Below are 4,927 nucleotides of genomic sequence, written 5' to 3'. Positions count from 1 at the left end.
GGGGTCACCGTCGCCAACCTGCTGCGCCGCGCCGGCCTGGCGCCGGCGGCGGCGGCGCTGGTGCAGGAAGCGCTGCGCGGCGGGGCGGCGGCGCCGCTCTCGCGCCTGGTGAAGGCGCTGCCGCTGCGCGTCACGGGCGTGGAGGGCCTCGACCGCGCCATCTCCGCCGCCGGCGGCCTGCGCTGGGACGAGGTGGACGGGTCGCTGATGCTGCATCGCCGCCCCGGCGTCTTCGCCTGCGGGGAGATGCTGGACTGGGAGGCCCCGACCGGCGGCTACCTGCTGCAGGCCTGCTTCGCCACGGGCGCCGCGGCGGGGAGGGCGGCGCTGGGATGGGCCACCTCAGGCCGGGGTCCGGGGCCAGGCCTCGGCCCCGGCGGGGGTTGAGCGCCGAGGGCGCTCGACGGGGCAGAGCCCCCGCTACAGGAGGACCAGGTCGTCGCGGTGGATGATCTCGTCGCGTCCCCGCCAGCCGAGGATCGCCTCCAGCTCCTCGCTGCGATGGCCGAGGATCAGCCGGGCATCCTCGGCGTCGTAGGCCACCAGCCCGCGCGCCAATTCCCGCCCGGCCTCGTCCCGCACGCTGACCGGGTCGCCGCGGTGGAAGCTGCCGTCCACGGTCCGCACGCCGGCCGGCAGCAGCGACGACCCGCGCGCCAGTGCCCGCGCCGCCCCGGCATCCACCACCAGCACGCCGAGCGGCGCCAGCGACCCGGCGATCCAGCGCTTGCGCGCCGTGCGGCCTTCCGGCGCCGGCAGGAACCAGGTGCAGCGCGCGCCGTCCATCATCGCCCGCAGCGGGTTGTCCCGCTTGCCGAGCGCGATCGCCATGGCGCAGCCCGCGCCGGTGGCGATGCGCGCGGCGATCAGCTTGGTGCGCATCCCGCCGGAGGAATAGCCGGGCGGCGGCTCGCCCCCCATGGCCATGATGTCCTCGCCGATCCGCTCCACCACCGGCAGGTGCTGCGCCGCCGGGTCGCGGCGCGGGTCGGCGGTGTAGAGCCCGTCGATGTCGGAAAGCAGCACCATCGCATCGGCGCCGGTCATCTCGGCGACGCGCGCCGCCAGGCGGTCATTGTCGCCGAAGCGGATCTCGGCGGTCGCCACCGTGTCGTTCTCGTTGATCACCGGCACGCAGCCGAGGTCGAGCAGGGTGCCGAGCGTGGCGCGGGCGTTCAGGTAGCGCCGGCGGTCCTCGCTGTCCTCGAGCGTGAGCAGGAGCTGCGCCGCCGGCAGGTCATGCGCCGCCAGCGCTTCCTGCCAGGCGCCGGCCAGGCGGATCTGCCCGACCGCCGCGGCCGCCTGCTTCTCCTCCAGCCGCAGCTTGCGGCGGGTGAGCTTCAGGGCGCGGCGGGCCAGGGCGATGGCGCCGGAGGAGACCAGGATGACCTCCGTCCCGCCCGCCCGCAGCGCGGCGACATCGGCGGCGACGCCGGCCAGCCAGGCGGCGCGCGGCGCGGCCGTCGCCTCGTCCACCACCAGGGCGGAGCCGATCTTGACGACGATGCGGCGGGCGTCGGGGAGCTTGGGCAACATCCGGCGGGGCTTAGGGCAGAACGGCCCGGCGGGGAACCGGGGGGGCTTCGCCCCCCGGCTCCCGACCCGCCCGGGACCCCATGGGCGATGCGCAGCATCGTCCATGGGGCCGGCATCGCCCGGAGGGCCTGCGGGGGAAGCCCGCGTTCAGGCCACGACGGAGTAGGAGGCTTCGTACAGGGTGATCCAGTTGTTGCCGCCCAGCGCGCCGTCGTTCCACCAGGTCTGGGTGCCGATGCCGGGGGCGGTGTTCTCCCCGCCATGGGCGTAGTCGTGCGGCACGTGCTCCGTGATGTGGTGCAGCAGCTGGCCGTCCACGTAGATGTCGATGAAGTCGTTCTGCCAGTTCATCGCATAGGTGTGGGTCTTGGACGGGTCCACGCCGGTCAGGTCGTAGGAGCGGAACTGGTTGGACCCGTCATCGCCCTTCCAGTGGATGGTGGTGTAGGGCACGCCGGACCCGTTGATCTCCATCAGGTCCAGCTCCGGGCCGGGCCACTTGTCGGTGGCGGGCCAGGTCAGGGCATAGGTGCCGACGGTCCCCTGCGTCTTCAGCGTGAAGGTGTAGAGGCCGTAGCCATAGCCGTCGCCGGCCCCGGTCGGCGGCACCATGGCGCCGCTGTCCTGGTCGTCGGCGGTGGTGTGCATGGTGAGCTGGCCGGAGACTGAGGTGTCGACGCCCGGGCCCCAGGCGCGGCTGAACATGCCCAGCACATCCTCCCGCGTGGTGCCGTCGAAGCTTTCGACCCAGACCTGCTTCCAGCTGCCCGGCACGCCGCCGGGGCCGTTGCCGATGCCCGGATTGGACGGCGCGTCGCCGAAGGCGAAGTCCACCGGCCCGTTGCCGAGCAGCGCCGCCTTGCCGCCCGCGACATCCTTGCCGTTCAGCGCGATGCCGTCGACATACAGGTTGCGGTCGGTGGCGGCGGTGCCGCCATACTGGTCATTGAGGAAGTTGACCGTGACCTTGTGCGCTCCGGCGCCGAAGTCGCCCTTCACGGTGATCAGGTCGTCGACGCCGTTCGCGTGCCAGGCGCTGGCGGTCAGCGTGCCGCCGACCTGCTTGCCGTCGACACTGACGGTGTACTGCGCATTGCCCTGCCAGGCATCCTGGCTGACCTTCAGCACCAGCGAATCGGCGCCGCTGCCGATGCTCTGCGTGATGCCGCCGCCGCCGGCGGCGGCCTTGGCGAAGGCGAAGTCCACCGGCCCGCTGCCGAGCAGCGACGCCTTGCCGGCCATGTCCTTGCCGTTCAGGCTGACCGCGTCGACATACAGGTTCCTGTCGGTGTCGGCGCTGCCGTTGTACAGGTCGTTCAGGAAGTTGACGGTGACCTTGTGGGCGCCGGCGGCGAAGTCGCCCTTCACGGTGATCATGTCGTCGACGCCGTTCGCGCGCAGCGCGCCGGCGGTCAGCGTGCCGCCGACCTGCTTGCCGTCGACGCTGATGGTGTACTGGGCGTTGCCCTGCCAGGCGTCCTGGCTGATCTTCAGCAGCAGGGAATCGGCGCCGCTGCCGATGGTCTGGGTGATGGGCGTCGGCGCCGGCGCGGCCTTGGCGAAGGCGAAGTCCACCGGCCCGCTGCCGAGCAGCGACGCCTTGCCGGCCATGTCCTTGCCGTTCAGGCTGACCGCGTCGACATACAGGTTCCTGTCGGCGGCGGCGCTGCCGTTGTACAGGTCGTTCAGGAAGTTGACGGTGACCTTGTGCGCGCCGGCGGCGAAGTCGCCCTTCACGGTGATCAGGTCGTCGACGCCCTTGGCATGCAGCGCGCCGGCGGTCATCGTGCCGCCGACCTGCTTGCCGTCCACGCTGATGGTGTACTGGGCGTTGCCCTGGTAGGCGTCCTGGCTGATCTTCAGCAGCAGGGAATCGGCGCCGCTGCCGATGGTCTGGGTGATGGGCGTCGGCGCCGGCGCGGCCTTGGTGAAGGCGAAGCCGGCCGGCCCGTTGCCGAGCAGCGCGGCGGTGCCGCCGCTGACCGCGGCGCCGTTCAGCGTGATGCCGTCCACATACAGGTTGCGGTCGGCGGCGGCGGAGCCGTTGTACAGGTCGTTCAGGAAGGTGACGACGACGCTGTGCGGGCCGGCGGCGAAATTGCCCTTCACGGTGATCAGGTCGTCGCCGCTGCCATGCAGGGCGCCGGCGGTGAGGGTGCCGCCGATCACCTGGCCATCCACGCTGATGGTGTACTGGGCATTTCCCTGGAAGGCGTCCTGGCTGATCTTGAGCACCAGGCTGTCGGTGCCGGTGCCGATGGTCTTGGTGATGGGCGTTGTCGTCCCGGCCATGATCAGGCCTCCTGCGCTGGGTGGGTGAGCGGGGCCTGCCGCATGGCGCGCGCTCCGCAGGGAATCCGCAACTTTTGGTTGAGAGTCCGGGCACGGGAGGGCCGCACGGTGCCGGCAGGCATGGATCCGATCCCCACAGTTACGTGAAGCACCAAAAAGTGAAGTACCGGTGCGGGGATACGATATGTCGTATGCAACTTATCGGATCAACGCCGGAGATGTGATGCGGCGATCACGTTTTTCGCCGGCTTCCGGAATGGTTTGCGTCGTGACCGCCAAGCCACTGGTCTTCCTCGGCTTGGCAGGGCGCCGGCGGGCCGGGCCGGGACCGCCCCGTGGCTGCCGGCCGGCCGGGGGGGCTCGCGGGGTCGCGGCGGCGAGCCAGGGTCCCACCGGACTCCGGCAGGGCCCGCCCGGATCGCTACCTGAGGTTGATGATCCAGGGCCGGGCGGGGCTTGGCAAGGCGGCCTGCCGGCCCGGCCGCCCCGGCGCCGCGCCTGGCCCATGGGTGCCGCCGCTGCCGCAGGGCGCGCATCGCGCGATCGCCTGGTGGACAGGCGGGGATCGGAGGCCGCAGTGCAAGGCCAGAGCCATCAGACCTCCCGGGTCGTGCCGCCGGGCCGCTGAGCCGCCTGCCGCTTGCCGGCAGACCGGCCCGTCAGGCGCGGATCGCCCGGCGGGCGGGGGCAGGCGGGCGCCCGTGCCCGCCCGGATCGCAACGGCTTGGCGCGGCGGAGGCCGGATGGCGGGCCACATCCGCCGATGCCTCGGCGGGCCGGCCCGCCCGCTCGGCGCCGGATGGGCCGGTCGCCGGCGCCCGAAGACCCGCCCGGGGCCCTGGCCGACCTGGCATGACCCGACGCGCCGCGGAGTCCAGGTTCAGCCAAACCCCGGGGCAGGGCCTTTGGAAATCAGTGGCTTGGAGGTCGAGGAGCGGCGCGGGTCGGCCCGAGTCGGCCGGGCGAGGAGGTGCCGGCAACGGGGCCGGCGATGGGCCGGCCAGGGCGGGACCGGGGAGGCCGCGCGCGGACTCCCGGGCGGGTCGCGGCGCCAGCGGCCGGGGACCTGCCGGCCAGGGACGGCTGGCCGGGGCCGGGC

General features: G+C 73.0%; 3 protein-coding genes. 1 reads left to right on the top strand and 2 read right to left on the bottom strand.

All coding sequences use genetic code 11. The annotated features are described in order from the left end of the window. Positions 1-387 (top strand): NAD(P)/FAD-dependent oxidoreductase (locus E2C05_RS28620; RefSeq protein ID WP_192912535.1); only part of this gene is annotated, 387 nt, incomplete at its 5' end. Positions 388-420: 33 nt separating this feature from the next. Here E2C05_RS28620 and proB read toward each other — a convergent pair. Together proB and E2C05_RS34400 are read right to left on the bottom strand one after the other, a co-directional pair. Further along, positions 421-1,536, bottom strand: a complete 1,116-nt coding sequence (gene proB / locus E2C05_RS28615) for a glutamate 5-kinase (protein ID WP_133223040.1) — start codon at positions 1,534-1,536, stop codon at positions 421-423. A gap of 147 nt (positions 1,537-1,683) precedes the next feature. Beyond that, entirely contained in the window at positions 1,684-3,828 is a 2,145-nt protein-coding gene (locus tag E2C05_RS34400) for a carbohydrate-binding domain-containing protein (RefSeq protein WP_200306373.1), read from the bottom strand. Between the last annotated feature and the right edge of the window lie 1,099 nt (positions 3,829-4,927).

Source organism: Paracraurococcus ruber (assembly GCF_004353985.1).
GTDB classification, from domain to species: Bacteria; Pseudomonadota; Alphaproteobacteria; order Acetobacterales; family Acetobacteraceae; genus Paracraurococcus; species Paracraurococcus ruber.
The sequence above is the reverse complement of the archived record's forward strand: the minus strand, read 5'-3'. Positions and strand labels throughout refer to the sequence as shown.